Genomic DNA, 24,932 nt, shown 5'->3' with positions numbered 1-24,932 from the left:
TTTTAGCGTCTAAGCAATTAATTAACTAAGGTATCAATAAAAAAACCCCTTAGAATCAACTAAGGGGCGACAGTGTTATAAAAACATAGTCAAGGAAATTCCTATTAAATCAGTTGCTCTATTTGCGCTGATTGACCCAGTGTTGCAAGTTTATCTAACCATTGTTGAGCAATTTCAGGTTGACTCGGTGCGGCATGAACACCTGCTGGAATATCGCCAGCTATCACAGCTTCTATGCCAAGCGCTACTGTAATAGACACTAAACGTGCCATTGCTTGCCCATTTCTATTACCGGCAGCGTCCATATAATAACGTTGATGCCAAATGGTGTTACCTGCTCGTTTTGCTTCAAGCTCAACAGACATAACGACACGGTCTGGTTCACCTTCTTCATAGCTATGCATGTCTTCTAAGTCCTTACTAATAGCTTCCATTTCTGCTAAACCAGCTTCGCCCTGTAAGTCACCTACTTGATCAAATAAATATTGCCACGCTTGTGACCAACCATTTAATCGTAAGGTGCCACGAACAAATTCTTCAATTTGCCACTCAGGTTCAAACTCATATTGCTCAACAAAAGGAAGAGAATCTCGGTTTGGATATGCTTGGAATGTTTCATTAACTGCACTAATGTGAATATCTTTTAATGCTTCCCATGGGCCTTTGGAAGTTTTTACAACCCCATTTTCTAGCCATTTTGCAGGCGATGTTAATGCTTTAAGTACGCCTAAAGGTGACCAGCTGAATTTATATTTGAAGTCATTTGCAACTTTAGGAAAGCCACCACAATAAGAACGAAAGTACAGTTTTGATTCCGTATTACATGCGTCACTTGCTTTAAAACGTGCGACTAATAAATGCGCAAATAAGTGATCAATACCTGGATCTAAACCAATTTCATTGATAAAAGTTAAGCCTTTCGCTTTTGCTTGTTGATCAAGCGCTTTCATTTCCGGAGAAATATAGCTGCTTGAAACAAAATGAGCCGATTTTTCTAAACAAAGCTGTGCTACTTCAACATGCATATTCGCCGGTAGCATGGATACCAAAATATCACCCGATTTCACTTTTTCAGCTAATGCAGGCCAATCTAATTGTTTCAATTCGCAGTGAATTTTAGCTTCGTTTAACATCGTTTGTGCTTTATCAATACGACGGTTCCACACCACTAAGTTATGTGAGGAGTTTGCTAAATATTTAATTCCTGGTGTGGCAGATAGCCCAACACCAAGCCAATGTATGGTGGATTTCATAAAAGGTACTCTTATAAATTTTTCGTTTTTTGATGATAAATATCGAGTGCTTGTTGCCAAACAGGTCGACTCAAATCATCTAACCTTGCTAAATAGGGCACTAATTGTTGGCCAAAATCTTCACTACTTTCTTTCGGTAATAACGACGGTAAATGATCAATCGCAATTAAGTGCAAATTATTTGGCTGCGGTATTACCTCTATTGTCGGTTCATTAAACGTGGTGCAATGGTCATAAATCCGAATAGGGTTATAATCACCATAAGGATCACAGCTAACATCACAAATAACGCTTAGAGTACGTTCAGCCGTATCAAGTGAGGTGTATGTTACAAACGGCGGTAGGTCTCGATTCACTAAAACACAGTTTACTAATACATCTGCATTGTTCACTTGCGCAAATGGACCACCAACCATCGTTTCTTCCATATCCCATTCAATGGTGTTTATTTGTAACGCTTTTGCTAAACCAATAGCGCCGGAGCCGCTTCGCCCTTTAGCGCCTATGACCATCATTGTTGGTTTAGTCGCGCACTGAGCAAGCAATATTGAGACCTCGCGAATCAACTGTGCTTGATCAGGAAAAGAACTGACGGGTGATAAGGCAGTTTTTCCCAGTTGTTTATTCGCCCAAGTCCATATCCCAAGTGCTGCGCCAGCAAAACCAGCCCAATAACCAAAGGCTGCAATGCGACATTGATTTTCGTCCACTAAAAATTCCAAATCATATAAGGCACCATCACCTTGTTTAAAACGAGATAAAATGTCACTAGCGCCTGTTTGCTCTTTATAAGCATGAGCGAAATAAATATGTTTATGAACCAAAGGAAAATTGTCTTCTGGTAATTCTTTTAGCCCTAAAATAAAAGCACTGTTGGGTGCTTGTGGCCAGCTTCCTTGTGCGACAATGTCACACCCCACTTTTCGGTACTTTTCGGGATCGAAAATATTTTGCTCACTTCGCTCAACTGACACTTTAAAGCCTGATTCAATTAATGTTTTAGCGCCTGAGGGGGTAAGTGCAGTGCGTTGTTCTTGTGGTTTTGTTTCGGCACGTAACCAAATATGCGTCTGACTCATAAAAATTACTACTTCTTGTTCAATGAATTCAAAAACAAAGTAAAAGTCAGTTAGCGTTTTTATTAAAAACAACTAACTGACTCAGCATCATATAAATTCTAAATTTAGAAATTGCCTCGAATACCGACCGAATATCTAGGTCCCGTTTCGGTCACAGTTAACGTTTGGTTAGCATATTCTGCGTTTTTAATATAAAGCTCGTTGGTTATGTTAATTCCTTCGAAAAATACCGTTAAGTTTTCAGTGAGATCATAACTACCACTAATATCTACTTGTTTATAATCATCGACATAGTGACCATCGCGCCATGATTGCGGTTTAGATTGCATAAAACGGTCACGATTGTTGTAGGCAATCCTAAATTGAATCTCATCTTTCTCATAAAATAAGATTAAGTTTTGAGAATCACTTAAACCAATTAACGGTAGTTTTGCTCCGCCTTCATCAGCCGTTGATTCACTATCAACAAAGGTCATGTTTGCAATAACACCTAAGCCGTTAAAAGGTGATGGCAACTCAGTAAACATATGCTGAACAGCAATTTCAAAACCATCAATTTTGGTATTATCTTCATTAATAGGGCGCGACATTTTATATGTGTATGTACCACTTGGTACCGTCACAGTTTCTTCTGTTTCACCTGAACCTAAATACCCATCTACATCTTTGGTAAATCCAGCAATTGCGGCATAGCTGCCTTCTTGGTAATACCATTCAAGTGAGAAGTCATAATTGGTTGATTCAAATGGATTAAGTTTTGGATTGGAGCCTGAACCAAATAATTGATCTGTAGGACCATCACCGTAGTTAGCAAGCGGTGACATTTCAGACAACTCTGGACGCGTTAAACTTTTCGACCAAGCAAAACGTGCTATGACTTCATCGGTAATTTCAAGTTTACCATTTAAGCTTGGCAACACATTACTATAGCTATGACCAATCTCCACAGAGACATAATCATCAGAAGTAATAGCACGTACTTCGCCAGGCTTCTCATTAGACTCGACCAAGTTTAAAAGCGCTACTTGATTGCCTTTTGAAGTACTGTCAGTTTTCACATAACGAACGCCCGCCACTACTGACCAAGGCATTTCATTAACGTCTCCTTCAAAATAGAAGTCGGTGTACAGTGACATAAGTTCTTCATTTACATCATAGGCTGTCGGATCATCGACAATAGCAAAACCCGCACGGGTAAAAATATCACGTGCAACGTCTGGATCATCTAACTGGGCAATTGCTTCTTCTGTTCCTAAAAAGGCAAATAAATCATCTGAATTTAACGTTGGCCAAAATTCAGTAGGGCTCCCTGAGCCGCCCGATAAAAAGCCATCGGCATTGTATGTCGTTAACATACCGGCGGGTAACGGAATACGCGTGCTGTTATCGGCATAAATCCACGGCAATGGATTCTCTGTTTCAGCATAGGTTGAGCCTAATGTACGATCAGAATAATGCACGCCAAAGCCAACTTTCACTAATGCGCCCATTTCTACGAAGTAATCATTGTCGATTTTAGCTTCAAGTACTTCATCTTCTACCCGAGTACCTTGTAAAGATGCCCAACCAGCAGTTAAAACGTCACCATCTTTAAAGTTTTCAAAGGTCATAGTAGGCACTAGATCCCCTGATGTACGGTCATAGTTATATTCACCTGGACGACCAGCAACCACATCCGACCATCCTTTACCGGGATCATGCTCCGCTTTAGAGGTATTGATGTCTGCTGTTAATCCCCAGTTTTCATTAATTTGCCAATCGAGATTTAAGCCAAACGCTTTTAATTTATTATCCGCATCAGATTGACGTACTAAAGTTTCGATATAACTATCAACAAAATCAGCTTTTACTAAGGTGTTATTTTCATCGATAACAGGGTTTCTTACGTTGCCCGTTTCAAACCACATTGGGAAAACATCTTGACGATATTGCACATTAAAATCTGAGTACAATGCATCAGCAGTAACGGTAACATTTTTGCTGGGTTTATATTGTAAGACTAACGTGCCACTGTTTCTCTCTCGCGTTTCTGTTTGGGCAATTTGATCAAAGTTTTGAGGGAAGTATATTTCACCAAAATTTTGACCGTCTAAATCACTTTCTGTTTTATAGTAATATGCGGTATTAGCTTGGTCGTAACGACTTTCTCGTTTGTAATGCGAAAACGATGCGAGCACACCAAACTTGTCATCATCAAAGGTATTACTGACAAGACCAGAAAATTGCGGGCTCATTTTGCCCGTCATATCATCATATAAACCTTTAATGCTCCCTACAGCTTTAAAGCCAGGAAAGTCCATCGGTTTAACCGTACTTATATCAACCGTAGCACCAATAGCCCCTTCTTGGAGGGAAGCATTTTGAGTTTTATAAACTTCAGCACCATTGATTAATTCAGAAGCAAGTACATCAAAACTAAAAGCACGTCCACCACTTGTTGTTGCTAAAGTACGACCATTAAGTAATACCGAATTGAATTCTGGTCCCATGCCTCGAACGGTGATAAGTTGCCCTTCACCACCGCTTCGGTCAATTGAAACACCGGTTATTCGTTGTAAAGATTCAGCTACGTTTTGATCCGGAAATTTACCAATGTCTTCCGCAGAAATAGCGTCTACCACATTGCTCGAATCCTGCTTGATCCCCACAGAATTGATTAAACTGCCACGGATACCAGTGACAGTGATAACCTCAGTGTCATGGTCGGCTTCATTTTCTTCATTTGTAGTTTCACTCGCCCATGTAATTCCTGATACCCCAAGATTTAGCATGAGTAGAGATGATATATAGCTGAGTTTGAATTTTTTACCGTTTTTCATACCTATTCCCCATTTTTCATGTCAATAAAACGCATGTCTTAATGCATACTTATACTACTATCGTATTTATAGTATAAATCAGATAATAGTATTTTTATTCAGTGAATGTAAAGAGTGAATAGTAAATAATCATTTCCTAGCTATAAAAACGTAGAGGGGTTTTAGGTACTTATGGCTCAAGCAAAGCATTAATTCAGAGGGATGTTGATATAGAAAATAATAAACTATTGTTTATGTAAATTTTAAATTTTGCGCCTCTTTTATCAAAAGTGGTTAGGTTAGTAGATTTATTTATTACTAATAAAAAGTAAAATTTACTGCACAAAACAAAGACAAAAATTCGATTTTCGATGAGGTATCTGCAGGTCATCACACAAGTGAGCGCATAATATAATTTCATTTTTATTAAACTAATTGCTCACTTTCATCGTATAACTGATAAAACTCAATATAGATTTATTATGTTATTCAATTTAATCGCATTTAATGCTTCTTGGTTAGGGTTAGTCTTGGTGGGAAATGCTGCTATTCCTATAGTATCTCTATGGCTTTTATTTCATATATATTCATCTAAACAGCGAATTGCTGAACTTAAATTAATTTTCTCCGTGACAATTGTTGGCGTATGTTTAGATACCATTTTAGTCGCTTTTGGAGTATTCACATTTAGTGATCATTTTATCTTACCATTGTGGTTAATCATGTTATGGGCAGCTTTTTCTGGCACTGTTGCACATAGTTTAAATTTTTTAACGGCGAATAAACGATTACAATTTGTTATTGGCTTCATCTTTCCGCCATTTAGTTATTTAGCAGGCGCTTCATTATCAAGAGTAGAATTAGGCTACCAAACCTTAACTACTTATTTGATCTTAGCGCCACTGTGGGGATGTTTATTCGTTTTTATTTATTTACTGAAAAATGCTTTTTATCTTGGGGAGGCGACAGAATGATTCGCCTGTTTTTATTAATACTTCTCTGCTCATCTAACACCTTAAATGCCAAAAAAAATCATTTACCTTTTAAGTTAACGGAAAACTTAACAACAGAAATGATCGAGTCAGAATATAAAAAAATAGGTAGTGCATTATTCAGTGTACTTTTTTGGGATATTTATAACAGTACTTTATATACCGAGTCAGGAAAATTCATTGAAGGAAGCGCACAACAAACAATTGTTTTTAAAATTGACTATTTTAAAGATATTACCCGTGACGACTTAATAGAACATACCGTTGAGCAATGGCAACATCTTAAAATTCATGAAAATGAATACCTACATTTCTTGCCAGAATTAGCTGAGGTTTGGCCAAATATATCAGCGGGGGATTCACTCACTTTATTGATTCAAAATCAAAATTCACGCTTTTATTTTAATGGTAATTTTATCGGTAGTATAGAAGAACACTCGTTCGGCTCCTTGTTCTTATCGATATGGTTATCGCCACAAACAAGCCAAAAAACACTTAGAAGTAAACTGCTTGGAGAAATTAAATAATGAACCGTTTATACAATATTCCATTGTTTTTTATAGTCTTTTTTTTAATATCAAGTTGCTCTACAGCTATCACCGATTACCAAAACAGTAATCCACCCTTTGACATTAAAAGTTACTTTAACGGTGAAGTTATTGCGTGGGGTATCGTTCAAGACTATAACAATAAAGTAAACAGAAGATTCTGTGTTGAGATAAAAGGAGATTGGCAAGGAAATACAGGAATTTTAGCTGAAACCTTTTATTTTAATGATGGCGAAGTTTCTTATCGAAATTGGCAGTTAACCAAAAAAGCTGATGGCACTTATCGAGGAACCGCTGAAGATGTAGAAGGAATAGCAATAGGTAAACAAAATGGCTTTGCTTTTCAATTTAATTACACCTTAAATCTTACACTTGATAATAAAACCTACCAAGTTGCGATGGATGATTGGATGTACCAAATCGACGAACATAAAGTGATGAATAAAACATCCATGAAAAAATTTGGTGTAGAAGTGGCAAACATCACGTTATTTTTTGATAAAGAACTCCCTGTAAAACAATGTCAAAAATAATCCTATTATTTTTGAATTAGATGGCTAAGTGCCGATTCAATGATTGGGTATTTAAACTTAAAGCCATTCTTTTGCAATTTATTTGGCACAACATGTTGACCAAAAAGTAAAAGGTCTGCCATTTCACCAAAGATTACTTTTAATATAAACGCAGGTGTTGTTATCAAACTAGGCCTATTTAATACTTTTGCTAATGTAGAAGTAAATACTTGGTTACTCACTGGATTCGGTGCCGTGATATTAACCGCCCCCTCTAACGTAGGTGTATTTTGAATAAATATAATAGCCGCGATTACATCCTCAATATGAATCCAAGACATCACTTGCTTACCATGACTAATTTTACCACCTAATCCTAATTTAAATGGCAATAACATTTTAGCTAAAGCGCCGCCTTTTTTAGCTAATACAATGCCCGTTCTCAAGATTGCAACACGAGTTTTTGACGATTTAGCTAACAGCGCAAAATGCTCCCAAGTGTTGCAAACACGATGAGTAAACTCTGGATGAAATTGCTGAAAATTTTCATCAATAACGTCATTATCTTGCCTGCCATACATCCCTATTGCACTGCCAGAAATGAATAAGCTAGGTGGATTTTTTGCTTGCTGAATATATGTGCTTATTTTTTCAGTAATATCCCAACGGCTCTTACATATTTTATTTTTTTGACTATAGGACCAACGTTTATCAGCAATCGGCTCTCCTGCTAAATTAATAATCGTGTCTTGGTTTTCTATATCCTCTAAAGAAAGGGAGCTAATTAACTTTATGTTTGCATTTAATAATTTTGAGGCTTTTTTAATATCTCTCGTCAAAACAGTAATCTGATCATTTTCAGTATTTAATGCATTAATCAAAGAACGACCAATAAGACCAGTACCACCAGTAATAAGTATGTTCATTTTATTCCTCTTACTTGTCGTTAAATACCCAAATTATTTTGTATTGTTAACTTAAATAATACGAATTTTTTTACGGTAGGGATCAGCAAAATAATTAAATATTTTTTTATTAATTTCTTGTGATCTCTGTTTGTTTTTTCGCCGTAGATTTCTCAGTAACATTAATTGAGAGAGCTAACATGAAATATTCAAAAATTATAAGCGTAACCCTTTTAAGTATGATGTTTTTGCAAGGTTGTAATGATGACGACAACAAAGTAATTGTAGAAGAATCAGAAGAAATTGCTGTCACTACAATTGTTGATGCTGCTGTGAGCAATGGTAACTTCACTACGTTAGTAGCCGCATTGCAAGCAACAGGATTAGACAACACATTAGCAGACACGAATAGCAGTTTCACAGTATTTGCCCCAACAGACGATGCATTCGCATTACTAGGACAAGAAACTATCGATGCGCTACTAGCTGATACCGATACGTTATCTGACATTCTTACTTATCATGTAATTGGTAGTGAAGTTGATGCTGAAACAGCCATTGGTTTAGCTGGCACAACGGTTGAAATGGTTAATGGTGATTTTATTGGTTTATCACTGGATGGTAGTCATTTATTAGTAAATACCGTGACAGTAACCACAGCAGATATTCAAACAGATAACGGTATTATTCATGTCATTGATGCGGTGCTTCTGCCACCTGAAGATATGATGGATCCCACGCTAAACATTGTTGAAACAGCTGTTGCCAATGGTAGTTTCACCACACTGGTTGCGGCTCTGCAAGCAACAGATTTAGATATTGTGCTCGCGGATGAAAGTACAATGTTTACTGTTTTTGCACCAACTGATGACGCCTTTGCACTGATAGGTGAAGAAACGATTACTACTTTGTTAGAAAACCCAGATGTACTTTCAAATATATTATTACAACATGTCATTGCTGGTAGTGCTGTCGACTCAGTAACCGCTTATTCATTAAATGGTACTATGGTTGAAACCGCTTCAATGGCAACAATTCCTTTAGCTATTAATTCAGCAACTGACATGCTGATGTTTGGTGGTGCCAATATCATCATGAAAGATATTTACACAACCAATGGTGTTATCCATGTAATAGATGCTGTGGTAGTCGGGGACGTTGAAGTGCCAGCCCCAGCAATGAGTTTAGTCGATGTAGCAGTCAATAATGGCAACTTCACAACACTTGTTGCTGCATTGCAATCAACCGGTTTAGACACAACACTAGCCGATTTAGACACTGATTTTACTGTATTTGCGCCGACAGACGCAGCATTTGCAAAGTTACCAGAAGGTACGTTAGATAGCTTAACGGCTGATCAATTAACCAATATTTTGCTTTATCATGTGCTACCTGGAAAAGTGATGTCTGATGCAGCAATTACCCTTGCACAATCTTCAGATAACATGGTTGAAGTTGCCAATGGAGACAAGGTTTCACTTTCATTTGTCGACTCTATGTTATTTGTTAACGGGGCATTGATAAGTACTGCAGACGTGATGGCTGATAATGGCACGATTCACGTCATTGATAACGTTATTTTACCACCAGCAATGATGGAAACTCCAACACAAAACATTGTTGAAGTTGCATTATCGGACCCTGACAACTTTTCAACGCTTGTTACAGCTCTAACTGCGGCAGATTTGGTAACAACATTATCAAATGAAGAGGCAATGTTCACCGTATTTGCTCCAACTAATAATGCTTTTGCAGCGATCGACCCTGATGCTTTATCAGCCTTATTAGCTGATACAGAAGCATTAACCAATGTATTACTAACTCATGTTATCGGCGGTGCAACTTTAAGTTCATTAGATGCTTACGCTGCTAATGGTAAAATGTTAACAACGGCTTCAGGCGAAACGATTGAAGTTATGATTAATGCAGAAACTGGCATGTTAATGATTGGCGGTGCACATGTCTTCATTTCTGACATCTATACCACTAATGGCGTTATCCATGTTATTGACACGGTGATCCTTAATTAACCAACAAACTCCCTTTCCACAATGCATACCATTTAATTGTACTGCATGGTTTTTGCCCCTGTCTTCAGGGGCTTTTTTTATCTTAAACTGATCAAGTATCTACGCTTGTTCGTATATCAATACATAGTTAAAAAAGAATATACTTATGAAAGCTGTAAACTCAAGATTACCTATTTTCCCTTTACCGGTATTTTTATTACCCAATGGCATCACGCGCTTAAGAATTTTTGAACCCCGTTATTTAAAATTGGTAAAAATAGCCTCCACAGAACAAGGGTTTATTATTTTATTAAACGCTAAATCATCATCTTTAACTGAAATAAAGTGGGGAAGCTGGGTCGATATCATCAACTTTGATGAAGGTGAAGATGGCGTATTGGAAATTGACGTTCAGTGTAAGTCTTTAGTAGAGATTTTATCCATTGAAAACGAGAAAGAACAATTAAATTTTGGCTGTGTTAAAGAAAAATCGCACTGGTCTCAAAAAGTTAATCATATAAAACTTAGCGAACTTTCTTCATCACTAGAAGACGTTTTTAAAAACAATATCATGCTTAATACTCTTTACAATGAAAAGCCAACCCATAACGCTAGTTGGGTAGTGGCAAGATGGTTAGAACTTTTACCTATTAATTTAGCAATTAAAAATACCTTTATTAACGATCATTCTTATCAAGATGCAGAAAACTTTGTTCACGCTATTATTCTCAATGATTAGCCGCATCATCTTAATTACAAAAAAAATAGAATTAAAGTGATCTACTTTAAATTTTAACCCGTATAACTAACCATGTTTTAACCTAGTACTCGGTGATAAAGCGATGCAAACCCACTTGCTAAGCAAAGTGACAAATGCTAAATCTAGTAAAATGTCAGATAAAATAAATCATCCTCAGCTTTGCGAATGGCTTAATGCCGTAGCAATATCACGAGACAAAAAAGCGTTTACGCTATTGTTTAAGTTTTTTGGTCCTAAAATTCATGGCATAGCTCGCGGAAAGTTTACTAATGAAGCGCAAGCTAGCGAAGTAGTTCAAGAAACAATGAGTAATGTTTGGCGAAAAGCTCATTTGTTTGATAAAGACAAAGGTGCTGCTACTACGTGGGTTTATACGGTTATGCGTAATGTAACTTTTGATATGTTGCGCAAAATTAAAGGTAATAGAGAAGATAACCTTAGTGAAGACATTTGGCCACTTGCAGAAAGTATGGTGGGTAACGATGAATCATTTGATGATCATCTTGAAAATAAGCAATTGCTTACCGTTATAGAAAAGCTACCTGAAGCTCAGCAACAAGTAGTAAAAGGTTTCTATTTTAAGGAAATGTCTCAAGAGCAACTCGCCGAACATCTCAAATTACCGCTTGGAACAATAAAATCTCGTTTGCGTTTAGCATTAGCAAAACTCAAAGTGCAGTTAGGAGAAAAAAATGATTAAACATCACCCTAAACTTGAGCTGATACAGGCCTTTGTTGACGGCGATTTACCAGCGTCATTATCAGCAGGTATAGCCATGCATGCTGAAATGTGTCCGCAATGCCAAGAAAAAATTGTCCTATTAACAGAGCATGCTGCTGAAGTTAGTTTCGAGGAAGGCTTCCTTGATAAATTTATTGTTGATGATAGCTCAAATAATGACATTGATTTTGAAGCGATGGCTAACCTTATTTCACAGTCAGATGATATTGCTATTTCAGAACCCATATTAGACAAATCAATTGTGTTTAATGATACAACTTATCAATTACCTAAAGTCCTGAATAATATGACAATAGGTAATACAATCAATATAGGCAAATTATCGAGAGCACGATTACAGTTAGATGAAAATGAAATTCACACCAGCCTATTAGAAATAAAACCTGGTGGCGGTGTACCTGAACATACCCATAAAGGATTTGAATTAACCCTATTGTTAGACGGCTCTTTTCATGATGAAAAAGGTGAATATACAAAAGGTGACTTCATTATGCTCGATAGTTCACACCAGCATCATCCAGTTTCAAACAACGGATGCCTTTGTTATACCGTAGCTAATGACGCTTTACACTTTACCCAAGGCATTAATAAATTACTGAACCCAATCGGCGCATTAATTTATTAATAACAAAAATAATAGGTGTACTTATGATTCATACCGTTGATAAAAAAGACTTACACATTGGTATTAGTGCGTGCTTAGTAGGAGAAAAAGTACGCTTTGACGCCAGTAATAAGCCCTCTAACTTTTGTATAAATGAATTGGGACAACATGCAACATTTAAATCCTTTTGTCCCGAAGTTGCGATTGGATTACCTATTCCACGCCCCACTATTCGACAAATAAAGCGTGATGATGTCATAAGTGTATCTCGACCAGATGGCTCTGGCGATGTCACTGAAGCACTAAGTGCCTACGGTAAAAAAGTGGCGTCTATGACACAAAACTTAAGTGGTTACGTATTTTGTGCAAAGAGTCCAAGTTGTGGAATGGAACGTGTAAAGCAATATAGTCCTGAAGGTAACTCATTAAAATCTGATGGCGTAGGTGTTTTCGCCAAAGAGATCATGGAGGCTAATCCATTATTACCTTGTGAAGAAAATGGCCGCTTAAACGACCCTATTATTCGCGAAAACTTTGTTGCTAGAGTTTATGCCTATAAACATTGGCAAACAGTTGAAGCCTCAGGTTTAACAAAGCATAAGTTAACCACTTTCCATAGCCAATATAAATACACGGTGATGAGTCACGACTTAGTTGCTTACAAACAATTAGGTCAATTATTAGCAAAAGCTGATATGCCATTAGCTGAAATGGCGGAAAAATATGTTTTTGGATTAATGGCGGCTTTAAAAGTTAAAGCAACTCGTAAAAAACATGCAAACACACTTACTCACATTCAGGGTTACTTCTCAAAGCATTTAAAAAGTAATGAACGACAAGAGTTGTGTGAACAAATTGATGCATACCGTAAAGGTCTTATTCCTTTATTTGCTCCGCTGACATTAATCAAACACTATTTGTTGCAATACCCGAAAGATTATTTAGCAAAGCAAGCATATTTATCACCATATCCAGATGAACTTAAGCTGAGATATGCCTATTAATTTTAATACTGTAGTAATAAAAAGGATTCGATTTGATACTTTGGTTTCGTAACGATCTAAGAACGCACGATAACCCCGCCTTACATTATTTTCTGACGCTTGCAAAGTCAGAAACCCCGCGTAAGGCGTTTTTTTTTGTGTCAGAAAAACAATGGCTAGAGCATGATTGGTCCGAAATAAAAATCGATTTTATTAAACGTCATGCGAACGCATTAGTTTTAGAGTTAGCTGAATTAAATATTGCTCTTGAGCTTGTGGTGCTACCCGATTTTCCCGCTCAAGTGACTTTTCTAAAAAATTATTGTGAAACCAATAATATTCAAGAAGTTGTAGCGAACAGTGAATTAGAATTTAATGAGCAACAAAGAGATGAAAATTGCATAGCGCAAGGTGTTCCATTAACCCTATTTGAAGCAGATGTAATTATCCCAAAAGGCAAGGTGTTAAATCAGTCAGGGACTATGTTCAAAGTTTTTACACCGTTTAAAAAAGCATGGATAAAGTATGTTCAATTAAATGGCTTTGACTATTTAGGCAAGCCTGCAATATCAAACAAATCGTTAAGCAATACCAACGACACTAAGCCAATAGAACCGACTAACTTGTCTGCCGCATGGCCATTGGCAAAAGAGTATGAATCAAACACTTTAACGTCATTTTTTAGTCATAAGATCAGTGATTATCTTGACTATCGAGATATCCCTTCGATTAAAGGAACATCTGGCATTTCACCTTACTTAGCCGCTGGGGTAATTAGCCCTAGGTTTGTATTATTTTCATTATTACATCGTTTTCCTGATCTTTTACTCGCAACTGACAGTAAAGAGTTTTCCTGGCTCAATGAAATCATTTGGCGAGAATTTTATCGTCATCTTATGTTTCATGAACAACGCTTATGTAAGCATCAATGTTTTAATAAAAAGTATCAATCCCTTTCATGGAGTAATAATCAATCGTACTTTAAAGCCTGGTGTGAAGGTAAAACAGGTTACCCCTTGGTTGATGCAGCCATGAGGCAACTTAATCAAACAGGATGGATGCACAATCGTCTGAGAATGGTGGCAGCTAGCTTTCTAACCAAACACTTACTCATTGATTGGCGTTTAGGTGAACAATATTTTATGCAGCATTTAATCGACGGTGATTTAGCTGCAAATAATGGTGGCTGGCAATGGGCTGCTAGTACGGGTTGTGACGCTCAACCTTATTTTCGCGTGTTTAATCCAATAAGACAAAGTGAACGATTTGATCCTGATGGTAGTTTTATACGTAAATACTTACCAGAGCTAGAAAGTATTCCGGTAAAACATATACATTTTCCACATCAGTATATTGAAAACCAACAGTTAGCATTATATTGGCCGCCAATTGTTGAACATAAAACAGCAAGACTACAAGCTTTAGCGTTTTATAAAAAATAACTGACTGATATTTTTTATATTTTAAGGGGTTATTTTCTACAATTTATTTATTGCTGTAACAGAGAGTTCCAGCGTTAACTTGGGATTAAAAATGCAAACAAAAGTATTTAACGATCAGCCTGAAAATAAGCCGTTATGGCTCAGAAATTTTGTGAGTATTTATCAAACGCTTACTATAAGCAACCTAGATTTGTTGGCTCACATTTATCATGTTGATGTCACTTTTATTGACCCAATGCACAAGGTTGAAGGTATCGATGAACTCATCAAATATTTTGAAAGCCTTTATCAAAATATCGCCTCATGTCGCTTTGAGATTGATCATGTTATTACTGAAAAACATGAAGCCTCAATCTATTGGAAGATGACCTATCAGCACACTAAATTAAATAAAGGGAAAGATGTCACTGTTTATGGCAATTCACATATAAAAGGACAAAACGATAAAGTTATTTATCACCGAGACTATCTTGATTTAGGTGAGATGTTGTATGAACAGGTACCTATTTTTGGCAAACTGACTAAATGGATTAAAAACAAGGCGGCTAACTAATGTCGTCTAAACATATACTTATCACTGGTGCTACTTCAGGCATAGGTCAATCATTGGTTGAACAGTATGTTGCTAATGGCTATTCCGTAACAGCGTGTGGGCGCAATAAAGAAAAATTAACCGCACTTAACAATGTTCACAATACCTGTTTATTTGATTTAAATAATCAGAAAGAAATTTCACAATCTACAAAACATGTCGAAGAAATTGACGTATTAATTTTAAACGCAGGCGATTGTCGGTATATCGATAACGCAAAGCAGTTTGACGGTGAATTATTTGAAGAAATTATCTCAACTAACTTAATTTCTTTAGGTTACTTACTTCAATTTTTATTACCTAAAATGAAACAAGGTGGACAAGTAGTATTTATCAGTTCTAGTGCAACGATATTGCCCTTCCCAAGAAGTGAAGCCTACGGAGCTTCAAAAGCCGGTATGGACTATTTGGCAAATAGCTTACGGTTAGATTTATTAGCGCATAATATTGCAGTAACGCTAGTGCACCCTGGTTTTGTAAAAACACCTTTAACCAACAAAAACAACTTTGAAATGCCATTTTTAATCACCAGCGACGATGCCGCGAATAGGATCATTAATGGTATAAACAAGCGAAAAGCCTACTTACATTTTCCTAAACGTTTTACTTTTATATTAAAAGTATTGTCTTTCCTACCGTCTTCACTTTGGCAATGGCTTATCACAAGGAAACAATTCGCATGAAGCATATCGCAATTATCGGGTCAGGTATTTCAGGCTTAACAGCGGCTTACCTGTTATCAAAAAAACACCAAGTAACCGTCTTTGAAAAGAATAATAAAATAGGGGGCCACACGGCAACCGTTGATGTTAAAAAAAATGGTCAAAACTATGCTATAGACACTGGTTTTATCGTTTTTAACGATATAACTTACCCAAATTACCTAGCCTTATTATCGGAAATAGGGATAGGTAAACAAGCTACAGAAATGAGCTTTTCAGTACATAATTGCAAAACAGGAATGGAATACAACGGTCACAACTTAAATACCTTATTTGCGCAACGACGTAATATTTTTAACCCGCGATTTTGGGTGCTAGTAAAAGAGATTTTAAGGTTTAACAAATTATGTAAAGCTATATTTCATCAAGGAAATTATCAAAAAGGATACGCTTTAGGGCATTTTTTAAAGGAAAATAATTTTAGTGAATTCTTTGCTGAACATTATATTTTACCTATGGGCGCAGCTATTTGGTCAAGCTCTTTAGCTCAAATGGAAGATTTTGAATTTCGATTTTTTGTCCAGTTTTTTCATAACCATGGTTTACTAAACATTGCTGATAGGCCGCAATGGTATGTTATTCCGAACGGCTCTCGCAGCTACTTAACGCCTTTGTGCGCTCCATTTGAGAAAAATATTAAACTAAATGCAGAGATTAGTGGCGTTACACGCTCTGACGAGAAAGTGCATTTACATTTTAATAATAGCTCGAGCGAAACATTCGACGAGGTCGTGATAGCCTGTCATTCTGATCAAGCACTTGCTTTATTAAATGATCCAACAGATGAAGAAGAAGCCATTTTATCAGCCATGCCTTATAGTGAAAACTCAGTCGTGCTTCATACAGATAAAAAGCTGTTACCCAAACGAAAAAATGCATGGGCAAGTTGGAATTACCAATTAAGTGATGATCGCAATAAAGCAGCTAGTGTTACCTACAACATGAATATATTACAGGGCATCAAAAGTGCAGATACCTTTTGCGTTACCCTTAACCAAAAAGAGGAAATAAATCCTGCCGAGATTTTAGGCGAGTATGTTTATCATCATCCAGTCTTTTCAACTCAATCAATTAAAGCACAAAAGCAACGTTCATTTATTTGTGGAATAAACCATACACATTTTGCCGGCGCTTATTGGCACAATGGTTTTCATGAAGATGGCGTAAGAAGTGCGGTAGAAGTCGCAAAGCGTTTTGATTGCTTTTTAGATGTTCATGCGAAAGGTGCTTAATGGATAATCCATTTAGTCAAAGTTATATATATTTAGGGGAAATATCCCATCGACGATTTTCGCCCAAAAAGCATAGTTTTAAATACCGTTTATATATGCTTGCTATCGATATTACAGACATTGAAAAACAAACCAATAAGCTTGGACTTCTAGGTTCCTCTTGGTATCACCCATTACACTTTGTTGAAAAAGATTACTTACCCGGTGAACCATACTCGTTACGACAACGTATAACTAACAAAGTACGTTTACTCAATGGTTATAAAGATATTGAGAAGATTGTCATGCTCGTACAAGTGAGGTGCTTTGGTATTTATTTCAGCCCAGCAAATTTTTATTTTTGCTATGACAGTTCTGGAAAATGTACTCAAATGCTCGCTGAGGTGAGTAATACACCTTGGAACGAGCGTCATTACTATTTAGTAGATTTATCGACAAACAACGAAAAGGTGAATAAAAAAGCGTTTCAAGTTTCACCTTTTATGGACTTAGACATGTCGTATTTTTGGCATGTTAAGCCGCCTTGTAACAAAGATAGCAAACTGGTGATTCATATCGAAAATAAGCGTATTGATAGCGACAAAAATATCAATAAAAAGTTATTTGACGCCAGCTTAGTAATGAATAAAAAACCATTAACAAAAACGAATTTAACCAAAGTTTGGTGCCAACTTCCAGTAATGACAATAAAAATAGTGTTCAGTATTTATTGGCAAGCATTGCGACTTTTTATCAAACGTATCCCGTTTTTAGGGTACCAAAAAGCAGATTAACTGAACGTATGAAAATGAATTATGAGGAACCAGAGATGGAAAAGATAAAAGGCCTAATGGTATTAAAAGAGGCAAATTGGTTTGATAAACGTTGCCGCTCAATCGTTCAGTCTGTTTTTTCGAAAATAAATTACGGACAACTTGAAGTTGTTGAAGGTACTACACGTTCATTTTTTCCTAACGAAATTATAGATAGCAGTATTAAAGGTAAAATACATATTCATGACATTAGTGTTTATCGAGACTTTGTTAAAGGTGGCAGCATAGGTGTAGCTGAAGCATATATTGACGGTAAATGGAGTAGCCCGAACCTGACAACTATTATTCGTATTTTTGCTAAAGCTCAACAACAAACAGACAAGTTAGAAGCGAAAAAATCCTGGGCTAATAAAATAAAGAATGCCATCAGCCATTGGCAAAATAAAAACACTCAATCAGGTTCAAAGCGAAATATACTGGCACATTACGATTTAGGGAATGAGCTATATACTCGTTTTCTTGATCCTGAAATGATGTACTCATCTGCGATATACCCTAAAACAGATTCAACATTAAATGAGGCACAACTTTATAAATTAGACACTATCTGCCAACGTTTATCACTCAATTGCAAAGATCATTTATTGGAAATAGGCACAGGTTGGGGCGGCTTAGCTATTTATGCGGCTCAGCACTATGGCTGTAAAGTAACCACGACCACAATCTCTGATGCTCAATATAATTATGCAAAAGCAAGAATTGAAAAATTAGGGCTCTCAAATCAAATCACACTTTTAAAAGATGACTATAGAGATTTGTCTGGTCGTTATGACAAAGTGGTGTCAATTGAAATGATTGAAGCTGTTGGTTATGAGTTTTTACCAAGTTTTTTTCAACAGTGTAACGAGCGATTAAAACCCGGTGGAAAACTACTGATACAATCAATCACCATTGCAGATCAGAGGTTTGATTACTACAAAAATAATGTAGATTTTATCCAAAGATATATATTCCCTGGCGGCTTTTTACCTTCGGTTAATGTTTTAACTGAGCACATCACTAAGCATAGTGAATTAGTTATAGAAACATTAGACGATATAGGGTTGGACTATGCTAAAACACTCGATGACTGGCGGAAAAACTTCTTAGCTTCATGGTCAGAATTAACATCACTAGGTTACGATGAAACATTTAAACGATTATGGCTGTATTACTTTGCTTATTGTGAAGGGGCATTTTTAGAACGATCAACCAGTACCGTTCATTTAGTCGCAAGAAAGTAACATTTCATACATATAAACAGTCTCATAATTGAGGCTGTTTTAAATTCAACATTTTATTTTTCGTTAAACCCAGTTAAAACTGACAATGAAGCTGATAAAAACAATTTAATTAACTGCTAACCACCCTCCTAAAATCAATAAAACGTAATTCATCACTTTTTCAAATAATTGCTTATCTAAGTTTTGATTGATTTTTAAACCTAACCAATTACCCACCAAAGCCAACGGGAAAAACGCCAGCGCAGTAATAACGGTTTCAATAGATAATAATCCTAATGACAATACCCCCATTAGTTTTATGATATTCATCACTGCGAAAAATGCGGCAGCAGTTGCAACAAATTGGGTTCGAGGCAAACCTATTGCAGTAAAATATATGATTAATGGTGGGCCTCCAGCATGGACTAAGGTACTTGAAATCCCAGAACATGCAGACATAAAATAAGCCCCGACACGATTTTGTATAAAACTAAGTTGTAACCGTTGAAAGAAAATATTTTTAAGCGCAAATATTATACAAATATAGGCAATTATGTTTCGTAAATACCCTGAATTTATATAATCTATCAGTAAATTGGCAATAACTATTCCGACGATCGCCCCTGGGATAAGTAAAGCCAACAACTCTTTATCCCATTTTTTCCAAAAGCTTTTTATGCTCATCGTATCGGCGATAATCAACAAAGGTAACATCAAAGTAATCGCTTCAATTGCCGTGAACTTAAACATTAATAATGGCACAGCAAAAACACCTAATGCGCCTGCAAAAGCTGATTTTGAAATACCAATAAGTAAAACAACAATCGCGATAAGCAATGCCGCAGAAGGTTCCATGACTACTTCACCTAAATTTATCTTTCTCTTGGTGCCATATAACTTAACGTTTTTAACTACCACGAAAAACAGCTTAAGAATTACAGCAAGAAGTTACTATGTTTCAGTCAAGTAAGAGATAATAAATTCGAGCCTGTTGTTACGAGGCTCGAATTTTACATGCTACTTTTTGACCTTGCTTTGATTGGACATGTAAACTAACAACAAAGTATCATACTTTTGTATCTGTAAGACTCCCTATTATTGGACGCTTAAAGATAAGTATTTTTATTAAAGTATCACACTTCAAAAATTAAATTTGTAGCGGAGCTATAAATAACAAACAATAAAGTATCATACTTTTTACTTGTACTACTTGTTGAATTAACTTTCTCATGTAAAAATGAAAATAATTATCTATAAACTGACTTAAATATAATTGCTAAATATTTATTGGGAATTAACCCTAGTTGTCCTCGTATTTATGCTCATATCTTAAACAATAGCTTGCATTAGTATACATACTCTAATCCCCCCCTAAATAACTTATGGATACTACTCTGCATTAACTAGAGGGTGCCATATTCAATTAAAAAATAGAAACTTGATTTACTCCCTTAAAATTTGGGTAATTAATGTACTTCTATCGAACAAAGCCCCCACTCACAAGTCAACTTAATTACTAGTTAAAACACTTTGCCTGCGGACTTTTTTCCTTTTAAGTGATTACTTATATACACCGCCCATATTTTGAATTCAGTAAATTTACAATAAGATCCATTACAGGTAACTCTAAAAGGTCATTTATTTCTGGATTCATATAGCAATTCATTTCGTCATCCCAAGGTTCACCAGTTGCATATTCAGGGCCCCATATATCAGCAAGTTCGAAAACATATTCAATATGTAACCTATCGCATGGCCTAATTATGCAATCAACTAATTTAAGATCAATTTCAAAATCCCAGCCTCCAAAATACTCAACATCAACGTTCAAGCGAACTGAATAACCTAAAGGTAATCCTAATGAACATGTCTTTAGTATCACATCGTCTTGCCTTTGCACTTCTCCATTTAGTAAATAAAGCAATTTATCTTTGATACGTTCGGGCATCCTACTGCTATCTACTGATGTCCCTTTAAGCGTTACATTCTTCACTGCTGTGTTAAATATTTCAGGTGGTAAGAAGCTCATTACTTTTCCTTATTGCATTTTATGAAGTCAACAATACATATGCTGGGAAATATATTAATAATCTCATTTTCGTACAAATTTGCACACAAGTTATGACATTACTAATGTCTTCTGATTAAATATTACAATTTATCAATGTACTAACTTCCACATAGTTCAACCTTACTCGTATTAATCCCAGCATAAACCTTGTTAAGTTCATTTTGACAAGGCATAGCTATGAATAAAACAGAATCAAATAACCGATACTCAGAATTAAAGCTCATCGAGCCTACATTAAAACTGCCAATAATTTTCTCCATAATTTCGCTCTTTGCTGGTTGTAGCAGCACTATTGATTTTGTGGAACCAAGCGAGTTTCAGAATAAATTCATCGTTAGATATGAATGTGAGCAGGGAGAATCCATACACACCATTTCAACTACATCCATGCATAAACTATCAAAACCAGCTGTTTGTTTGGCAATCAGGGCAGGTGCTAAAGAATACGGCTTTAATCCTAATAAATGCCAAATAATTCGTATCGAGCAACTATCAAAAAGCGGACTTCCTTACAAAACCATCACCAAATTCAGCCAAATTAACACTGGAGAAAATAAATGAATCAGCTACCAGAAAAAAAACTATATAAGCACTTGAAGTCACAATATAATAGCAATGCCGTTAGCTTGGTTTATCAAGATAACGATAGAACTCAGCTCAAAAATATTTTACCTATCGATACACATCAGGCAAACGCTGTGCTGTTTGCAATCAACCAGCCAGTCAGTTTAATTTATGGTCCTCCAGGCACAGGAAAAACAAATACACTTGTCAATTTAGTAGCTGAGTTATTAGCAAGCGATAAACAACTTTTAATTCTTACCAAGAAGCAAGAGCCAGCTAAAATAATACAAGAAAAATTGGCAAAGCTTGGGCTTGGCGATGTAATACTAGATCTAAGTCAACATGATATTTCCACTAAAAACTTACTGAATAAACTAAAAATTCAATTTGACAAAAATCACTTTAGTTTCAGTAAAAAAAATGATGCATTTACAGTAAACGAAGAGCTTGTGTCGCTTAGTAATCAACTTTCATATTATGAAATTCGGTCTAAAGAGACATCACTAACAGTAGAGCAGATGATAAATAAAGTTGCTGAATTTACGGCTGACTTCAACCAACAGAACATTCAATTATCAATCGTTCCCCTAACTGATGTAAAAGAAGATATTACTCGTTTAGAGCATCAGTTTTCATCATTTCCTATAGGTTTAAAATATGAAACTGACAAATTGCTGAAACACTGTGATGCTAGTGCCCTAACAAACCAAAATTCATTGTTAAACTCGCTTAATATTTTGAACGATGCTGGTAATTCATTAACTAGTGCGCTACCTGAAATGACTAAAGCCTTCTCTCTCTATCAACTCAGTAAACTCTATCAAACAATAGGTCTCGCAAAAAATGATGCCACCATTAACTGGGCAAGCTTGGTTGAGCAACAAAAGCTAGTTTATGCTCTTTTTAATAGTCAAAAACATATTAATACAATTGAGACCCACTGGAACAAGCATGTATCTAATAGCTTCTGGCACATCAACCTAGACCTAATTAACACTTATTTTTCTGCAAATAAAATAGGGCAGATAATTCAGTTTGATAATAAAAAGGCTTTACAACAACACCTTAAAGTTCCACTCGCTACTATTTCACCTCAGCAAGCCATTGAACTTATTAAAGCCTTAGAACAACACCAATATTTATCGGTACAGAAATCATCAAAAGAAAAATTGATTGGCTTTTCATTATCCAACCTTAATATCGGCTATATCATTAGCCTACTTGATGAATTACAGCATATTTCAACTGACCAACTAGCTGCGTTTAAATTAGAAGCAAACCAATTAAACAAGGCTAGTTTTGATATAGTATTTTCAAAATTAAATGATTGCCCAAGTGTTATAACCAAAAGCTTCAATCCGATAACAATCAAGCAGTTTTTAAGCTACGTAAAGCCCGTATTAACCTCTACGGTACAAATACAAAAATACAAACAAAAGCGAAATGTAGTTAGCAATATATCAACGTCTCCTTTCGAAAATTATACAACGATCCTAGAGCAGTTTTACGACAAATCCGAAACAACAAAGTTACTAAAACTAATAAAATATCAACATGCACTGCGTACAATCCAGAATCAATACAAACTCGACTTTGAATTGATTGCACAAAAGCAAACCTTATTGTCTAAAAAATCTGAATTAGAAGAAGAAAAACAACTAATCGCGCAACAAAGTCTTTGTGCTCAATACTCAGGGCTTAGTGCCAAACTGACAACACAAGAAAACTTAAGTTTACGCAAACTGTTAAGTGAAAAGAAAACAGATAAAAGCAGTGTCGAAATATTGAGTTTATTGTCGACACACATAAAAAAATTATGTCCTATAACCTTAATCACTCCCGAGAGTTTGAAACACCTTAAATTAACTCAGCACCATTTTGACTTTTTGATCATTGATGAAGCAAGTCAATTACATTTGCCCGAAGTGTTACCCGCTATGGAGCGTTGCCATCAAATGACGTTATTTGGTGATGATAAACAAATGCCTCCAGCAACGTTTTTTAAAGCGGATGCCAGCAATACTGAAAACAGCGAGAGCATGTTAAGTATTTGTTATCGATATGCTGCGCCTAGTGTGATGTTAAAAAATCACTATCGCAGTCAGCATAAAGACTTAATTACATTTTCAAACAACACCTTTTACCAAAATCAATTAATCACCAAACAAATCAAGCCCAATGAACTTGAAGGTACAGTTATTAATAACCACAACGGCTTTTATCAACCTAAACCTGATGCAACAAATATTGACGAGGCTAAACATTTAATAAAACGACTTAGTGACATTGCCCACCGATACAAACCGATGACCGTTGCCATAGTAACCAGTAATACCGCTCAAATGGCTTTAATACAAGAGCACCTAAGACTAACCCGTAAAAACGACACAGTTCTAGATAACTGGCTAAAACAAGTTGAATTAAAGGCACCGCTTATTATTGGTAATTTAGACAACATACAAGGCAAGGAGCGAGAATTGGTTTTAGTGAGCTTTATATATGGTTGGCAGAAAAACAATAAATTAAAACAACAGTTTGGGCTTTTTAGCCAATATGGCGGAGAGCGGAGACTTAATGTATTACTAACACGAGCTAGTAAACGCTTAGAGTGGTTTTGTAACTTTAGCGCGAGCGACTTAAAGATAACTAGTAGTGCGCCTTTAGGAGTGAAAACGTTAAAAGACTTTTTGTGTGAATATGAAGCTAATCAAGTCTCTCACCTGAATACGAAAGCGACTCAAGTAGTACAACTAGCCCAACCAGCTAAACTCGTTAAAAACATGTCTCACCTTAGCGGTGTTTAGCGTCAACGTTAATCCCAGCATATAAGCATAATGACATTAACAACAAGAGGTCAAACAATGGAATTTTTAATTTTCTTACTCTTTATTTACGGTATTTTTAGCTTATTTAGCTCTAGCGGGTCATCTAGTTCTGGGGGATGTTATCTCAGACCAAAATGTTCTAAAGGAGGAAAATGCAACTGCAACGGCCCAAGCCGATATAGCAACAGTAGCGGTCATGTATGCAGCTGCACTAAATGCAGACAAGAGCATTAGGTAATTGTCAATTTGTATATAAAAAGGGGCGGCAGCTTTAGCTAATATTAT

22 protein-coding genes are annotated in these 24,932 nt (G+C 36.1%); 16 read left to right on the top strand and 6 right to left on the bottom strand.

What is annotated here, in order from left to right; translation table 11 throughout:
- Positions 1-104: 104 nt before the first annotated feature.
- The 3 genes from RM573_RS12170 to RM573_RS12160 all read right to left on the bottom strand — a co-directional run bounded on the left by RM573_RS12170 (position 105) and on the right by RM573_RS12160 (position 5,151).
- On the bottom strand, positions 105-1,253 hold the full coding sequence (locus RM573_RS12170; RefSeq protein ID WP_311582274.1) for a saccharopine dehydrogenase family protein: 1,149 nt from the start codon (positions 1,251-1,253) through the stop codon (positions 105-107).
- Between the two features lie 11 nt (positions 1,254-1,264).
- Positions 1,265-2,332 carry a saccharopine dehydrogenase gene (locus RM573_RS12165; RefSeq protein ID WP_311582271.1) on the bottom strand — a complete coding sequence of 356 codons (1,068 nt, stop codon included), beginning with the start codon at positions 2,330-2,332 and terminating at the stop codon, positions 1,265-1,267.
- Between the two features lie 104 nt (positions 2,333-2,436).
- The gene (locus RM573_RS12160) at positions 2,437-5,151 is read right to left on the bottom strand and encodes a TonB-dependent receptor (RefSeq protein WP_311582268.1); all 2,715 of its coding nucleotides are present in this window, start codon (positions 5,149-5,151) and stop codon (positions 2,437-2,439) included.
- 461 nt (positions 5,152-5,612) lie between these two features.
- Here RM573_RS12160 and RM573_RS12155 point away from each other — a divergent pair, with 461 nt between their 5' ends.
- From RM573_RS12155 to RM573_RS12145, 3 genes are read left to right on the top strand one after another with little or no spacing between them, the layout of a single operon-like run.
- Positions 5,613-6,104, top strand: coding sequence for a DUF2878 domain-containing protein (locus tag RM573_RS12155; RefSeq protein ID WP_311582265.1), 492 nt, complete (start codon positions 5,613-5,615; stop codon positions 6,102-6,104).
- Positions 6,101-6,649 carry a chalcone isomerase family protein gene (locus RM573_RS12150; RefSeq protein WP_311582260.1) on the top strand — a complete coding sequence of 183 codons (549 nt, stop codon included), beginning with the start codon at positions 6,101-6,103 and terminating at the stop codon, positions 6,647-6,649. The genes RM573_RS12155 and RM573_RS12150 overlap by 4 nt, the downstream gene beginning before the upstream one ends.
- Entirely contained in the window at positions 6,649-7,203 is a 555-nt protein-coding gene (locus RM573_RS12145) for a DUF3833 domain-containing protein (RefSeq protein ID WP_311582257.1), read from the top strand. The genes RM573_RS12150 and RM573_RS12145 overlap by 1 nt, the downstream gene beginning before the upstream one ends.
- A 5-nt stretch (positions 7,204-7,208) precedes the next feature.
- On the opposite strand, the gene RM573_RS12140 is transcribed toward RM573_RS12145, so the two are convergent.
- Complete coding sequence (locus RM573_RS12140; protein WP_311582254.1) at positions 7,209-8,108, bottom strand: TIGR01777 family oxidoreductase; 900 nt, start codon at positions 8,106-8,108, stop codon at positions 7,209-7,211.
- Positions 8,109-8,287: 179 nt separating this feature from the next.
- Between RM573_RS12140 and RM573_RS12135 the strand changes: the two genes are divergently transcribed.
- The 11 genes from RM573_RS12135 to RM573_RS12085 all read left to right on the top strand — a co-directional run bounded on the left by RM573_RS12135 (position 8,288) and on the right by RM573_RS12085 (position 19,208).
- A complete protein-coding gene (locus tag RM573_RS12135) occupies positions 8,288-10,117 on the top strand; it encodes a fasciclin domain-containing protein (RefSeq protein WP_311582251.1) in 1,830 nt (609 codons plus the stop codon).
- 145 nt (positions 10,118-10,262) lie between these two features.
- The gene (locus tag RM573_RS12130; RefSeq protein ID WP_311582247.1) at positions 10,263-10,835 is read left to right on the top strand and encodes an LON peptidase substrate-binding domain-containing protein; all 573 of its coding nucleotides are present in this window, start codon (positions 10,263-10,265) and stop codon (positions 10,833-10,835) included.
- Between the two features lie 103 nt (positions 10,836-10,938).
- On the top strand, positions 10,939-11,556 hold the full coding sequence (locus RM573_RS12125; protein ID WP_311582244.1) for a sigma-70 family RNA polymerase sigma factor: 618 nt from the start codon (positions 10,939-10,941) through the stop codon (positions 11,554-11,556).
- The gene (locus tag RM573_RS12120) at positions 11,549-12,223 is read left to right on the top strand and encodes a ChrR family anti-sigma-E factor (RefSeq protein WP_311582241.1); all 675 of its coding nucleotides are present in this window, start codon (positions 11,549-11,551) and stop codon (positions 12,221-12,223) included. The genes RM573_RS12125 and RM573_RS12120 overlap by 8 nt, the downstream gene beginning before the upstream one ends.
- A 23-nt stretch (positions 12,224-12,246) precedes the next feature.
- Entirely contained in the window at positions 12,247-13,206 is a 960-nt protein-coding gene (locus tag RM573_RS12115) for a YbgA family protein (RefSeq protein ID WP_311582238.1), read from the top strand.
- A 32-nt stretch (positions 13,207-13,238) separates the two neighbouring features.
- Positions 13,239-14,627, top strand: coding sequence for a deoxyribodipyrimidine photo-lyase (gene phrB, locus RM573_RS12110; protein ID WP_311582235.1), 1,389 nt, complete (start codon positions 13,239-13,241; stop codon positions 14,625-14,627).
- A gap of 91 nt (positions 14,628-14,718) precedes the next feature.
- On the top strand, positions 14,719-15,180 hold the full coding sequence (locus RM573_RS12105) for a nuclear transport factor 2 family protein (protein ID WP_311582232.1): 462 nt from the start codon (positions 14,719-14,721) through the stop codon (positions 15,178-15,180).
- Positions 15,180-15,902 carry an SDR family NAD(P)-dependent oxidoreductase gene (locus RM573_RS12100; protein ID WP_311582229.1) on the top strand — a complete coding sequence of 241 codons (723 nt, stop codon included), beginning with the start codon at positions 15,180-15,182 and terminating at the stop codon, positions 15,900-15,902. The genes RM573_RS12105 and RM573_RS12100 overlap by 1 nt, the downstream gene beginning before the upstream one ends.
- On the top strand, positions 15,899-17,173 hold the full coding sequence (locus tag RM573_RS12095) for an NAD(P)/FAD-dependent oxidoreductase (RefSeq protein ID WP_311582226.1): 1,275 nt from the start codon (positions 15,899-15,901) through the stop codon (positions 17,171-17,173). Before RM573_RS12100 ends, RM573_RS12095 begins: the two co-directional genes overlap by 4 nt.
- Positions 17,173-17,946, top strand: coding sequence for a DUF1365 domain-containing protein (locus RM573_RS12090; RefSeq protein ID WP_311582223.1), 774 nt, complete (start codon positions 17,173-17,175; stop codon positions 17,944-17,946). The genes RM573_RS12095 and RM573_RS12090 overlap by 1 nt, the downstream gene beginning before the upstream one ends.
- Before the next feature lie 35 nt (positions 17,947-17,981).
- The gene (locus tag RM573_RS12085) at positions 17,982-19,208 is read left to right on the top strand and encodes a cyclopropane-fatty-acyl-phospholipid synthase family protein (RefSeq protein WP_311582219.1); all 1,227 of its coding nucleotides are present in this window, start codon (positions 17,982-17,984) and stop codon (positions 19,206-19,208) included.
- Between the two features lie 105 nt (positions 19,209-19,313).
- On the opposite strand, the gene RM573_RS12080 is transcribed toward RM573_RS12085, so the two are convergent.
- Together RM573_RS12080 and RM573_RS12075 are read right to left on the bottom strand one after the other, a co-directional pair.
- Positions 19,314-20,105 (bottom strand): sulfite exporter TauE/SafE family protein, encoded by a 792-nt coding sequence (locus RM573_RS12080; RefSeq protein ID WP_311582216.1) that lies wholly within the window; start codon positions 20,103-20,105, stop codon positions 19,314-19,316.
- A gap of 646 nt (positions 20,106-20,751) precedes the next feature.
- Positions 20,752-21,216 (bottom strand): hypothetical protein, encoded by a 465-nt coding sequence (locus RM573_RS12075; RefSeq protein ID WP_311582213.1) that lies wholly within the window; start codon positions 21,214-21,216, stop codon positions 20,752-20,754.
- A gap of 219 nt (positions 21,217-21,435) precedes the next feature.
- Between RM573_RS12075 and RM573_RS12070 the strand changes: the two genes are divergently transcribed.
- Both RM573_RS12070 and RM573_RS12065 read left to right on the top strand, forming a co-directional pair.
- Positions 21,436-21,819 (top strand): hypothetical protein, encoded by a 384-nt coding sequence (locus RM573_RS12070; protein ID WP_311582210.1) that lies wholly within the window; start codon positions 21,436-21,438, stop codon positions 21,817-21,819.
- Positions 21,816-24,626 (top strand): DEAD/DEAH box helicase, encoded by a 2,811-nt coding sequence (locus RM573_RS12065; RefSeq protein WP_311582205.1) that lies wholly within the window; start codon positions 21,816-21,818, stop codon positions 24,624-24,626. Before RM573_RS12070 ends, RM573_RS12065 begins: the two co-directional genes overlap by 4 nt.
- Positions 24,627-24,932 lie beyond the last annotated feature (306 nt).

It is taken from the genome of Thalassotalea castellviae (assembly GCF_031846185.1).
GTDB classification, from domain to species: domain Bacteria; phylum Pseudomonadota; class Gammaproteobacteria; order Enterobacterales; family Alteromonadaceae; genus Thalassotalea_H; species Thalassotalea_H castellviae.
Note: the sequence above shows the minus strand (reverse complement) of the source record. Positions and strands in the feature narration are given on the sequence as shown.

Coding starts and splice junctions, on each gene's coding strand:
- RM573_RS12170 (WP_311582274.1), bottom strand. CDS start 1,253: ATGAAATCCACCATACATTGGCTTGGTGTTGGGCTATCTGCCACACCA.
- RM573_RS12165 (WP_311582271.1), bottom strand. CDS start 2,332: ATGAGTCAGACGCATATTTGGTTACGTGCCGAAACAAAACCACAAGAA.
- RM573_RS12160 (WP_311582268.1), bottom strand. CDS start 5,151: ATGAAAAACGGTAAAAAATTCAAACTCAGCTATATATCATCTCTACTC.
- RM573_RS12155 (WP_311582265.1), top strand. CDS start 5,613: ATGTTATTCAATTTAATCGCATTTAATGCTTCTTGGTTAGGGTTAGTC.
- RM573_RS12150 (WP_311582260.1), top strand. CDS start 6,101: ATGATTCGCCTGTTTTTATTAATACTTCTCTGCTCATCTAACACCTTA.
- RM573_RS12145 (WP_311582257.1), top strand. CDS start 6,649: ATGAACCGTTTATACAATATTCCATTGTTTTTTATAGTCTTTTTTTTA.
- RM573_RS12140 (WP_311582254.1), bottom strand. CDS start 8,108: ATGAACATACTTATTACTGGTGGTACTGGTCTTATTGGTCGTTCTTTG.
- RM573_RS12135 (WP_311582251.1), top strand. CDS start 8,288: ATGAAATATTCAAAAATTATAAGCGTAACCCTTTTAAGTATGATGTTT.
- RM573_RS12130 (WP_311582247.1), top strand. CDS start 10,263: ATGAAAGCTGTAAACTCAAGATTACCTATTTTCCCTTTACCGGTATTT.
- RM573_RS12125 (WP_311582244.1), top strand. CDS start 10,939: ATGCAAACCCACTTGCTAAGCAAAGTGACAAATGCTAAATCTAGTAAA.
- RM573_RS12120 (WP_311582241.1), top strand. CDS start 11,549: ATGATTAAACATCACCCTAAACTTGAGCTGATACAGGCCTTTGTTGAC.
- RM573_RS12115 (WP_311582238.1), top strand. CDS start 12,247: ATGATTCATACCGTTGATAAAAAAGACTTACACATTGGTATTAGTGCG.
- RM573_RS12105 (WP_311582232.1), top strand. CDS start 14,719: ATGCAAACAAAAGTATTTAACGATCAGCCTGAAAATAAGCCGTTATGG.
- RM573_RS12100 (WP_311582229.1), top strand. CDS start 15,180: ATGTCGTCTAAACATATACTTATCACTGGTGCTACTTCAGGCATAGGT.
- RM573_RS12095 (WP_311582226.1), top strand. CDS start 15,899: ATGAAGCATATCGCAATTATCGGGTCAGGTATTTCAGGCTTAACAGCG.
- RM573_RS12090 (WP_311582223.1), top strand. CDS start 17,173: ATGGATAATCCATTTAGTCAAAGTTATATATATTTAGGGGAAATATCC.
- RM573_RS12085 (WP_311582219.1), top strand. CDS start 17,982: ATGGAAAAGATAAAAGGCCTAATGGTATTAAAAGAGGCAAATTGGTTT.
- RM573_RS12075 (WP_311582213.1), bottom strand. CDS start 21,216: ATGAGCTTCTTACCACCTGAAATATTTAACACAGCAGTGAAGAATGTA.
- RM573_RS12070 (WP_311582210.1), top strand. CDS start 21,436: ATGAATAAAACAGAATCAAATAACCGATACTCAGAATTAAAGCTCATC.
- RM573_RS12065 (WP_311582205.1), top strand. CDS start 21,816: ATGAATCAGCTACCAGAAAAAAAACTATATAAGCACTTGAAGTCACAA.